This window comes from Rhodoferax sp. RT4P68 (assembly GCF_056521305.1).
The window spans coordinates 1-1,523 of the sequence record NZ_JBWMBB010000047.1; the positions used below are offsets into that span (position 1 = coordinate 1).

Below are 1,523 nucleotides of genomic sequence, written 5' to 3' on the forward strand. Positions count from 1 at the left end.
TTTCTACAGGGACTTCCCACCACGTCAACAACCGGTCATGGATTTTTTCTTCCATTGATAGACAGTCTTCGTTGTCGTTCAAAGCAGGCACGCAGTAAGAGAAGAGGCCACCACAAATGGACAGACTGCACATCTACAGACGGGCTTGTGTCGACGCTTGGCCGAGGCCCCAGATACGAACCGCTCAGCAGGACTCCATTCGCTGCACGTGGTCAAGCGCCACACGAAATAAAGCGAGTTCCCCTGCTGCCGGTCTGACCTGTGATGCATCTTCGAGCGCACGTCCTGGTTGAACAACTGGAAAAAGCGAATGACTAAAGGGCTACATGGCAGGTACCGCTACTGCTGCGGGTGGCGCAAGCCGTGCTGCGGGCACCTGCGGCACATGGTGCGCATCGAAAGCGGTGCCGCGAGTGACCATAGCCCACAGGATGCGCGCGTTCTTGTTGGCCAGCGCGACGGCGGCCTTCTGCCACCCCGAGCGCGCGGCAAGCGCCACGAGCCATCGACTGATCGGGTCACTACGTTTGGCCGCGCTGAACACGGCCGACTTGGCGCCTTGGATCAACAGCGTCCTCAAGTAGTCGTCACCGCGTTTGGTGATGCGTCCGAGATTTGCCTTGCCGCCGGTGGAGTGCTGACTGGGCGTGAGCCCCAACCAGGCGCCGAACTGATGTGCGTTGTCGAACTGCTTGAAGTCGCCCACGCTGGCCACCAGCGCACTGGCGGTGATCGGCCCGATGCCCACCAGCGTGGCTGCCTTTTTGGCGTTGTCATCGCTTTGCAGGTGCGCGGCGATGCGCTCGTCGCACCACTGCAGTTCTTGCTCCAGCGCGATCCAGTGCTCGTGCGCCCGCTGCAGCGCCAGGCGCACGAGGCCGGGCATCTCGTTGCTCGCATCCTCCAGGACCAGGGCCAAAACTGCACGCAGCTTCTCGGGGCTCTGCGCGTAGACCAGGCCGAACTCGGCGAGCAAGCCGCGGATCTGGTTGATGCAGGCGGTGCGCTCCTTTTTGTAGCCTTCGCGCAACCGGTGCACGACCAGATGACCCTGCTGCTGGGCACTCTTGATCGGCACGAAACGCATGTGAGGTCGGCTGGCTGCCTCGCAGATCGCCGCGGCGTCGTTGGCGTCGTTCTTGCCGCTCTTGCCGGCCATGCGGTAAGGGGTGACCAGGTGGCACGCAATGAGCCGTGCATCCAGCCCCATCAGCCGCAGCCTGCGGGCCGTGTGATGGGCACCACCGCATGCCTCCATTGCCACCATGCAGCCCGCAAACAAACTGGCGCACCACGTGTAGAAGCGCTCGGGCGTCATCGCCTTGGCAAACACGCGCTTGCCCGCTCGATCCACCGCATGCACTTGGTAGACGTGCTTGGACAGATCAACCCCTACCCGGGCGATCGAGGTTTGTGTAATCTCCGTCATGACTTCCCCTTTCCATTTAGGTTGACTTCCGCAACGTCAATCTTGGTGCCTCGACACCGTCTCAGGACTGGGGAAGTCCCTTCGTATTCGCTGC

At 61.8% G+C, this 1,523-nt stretch carries 1 protein-coding gene; it reads right to left on the bottom strand.

The features are described from left to right. Positions 1–322 precede the first annotated feature (322 nt). A complete protein-coding gene (locus tag AC099J_RS31585) occupies positions 323–1,429 on the bottom strand; it encodes an IS110 family RNA-guided transposase (RefSeq protein WP_479619268.1) in 1,107 nt (368 codons plus the stop codon). Positions 1,430–1,523: the final 94 nt, after the last annotated feature.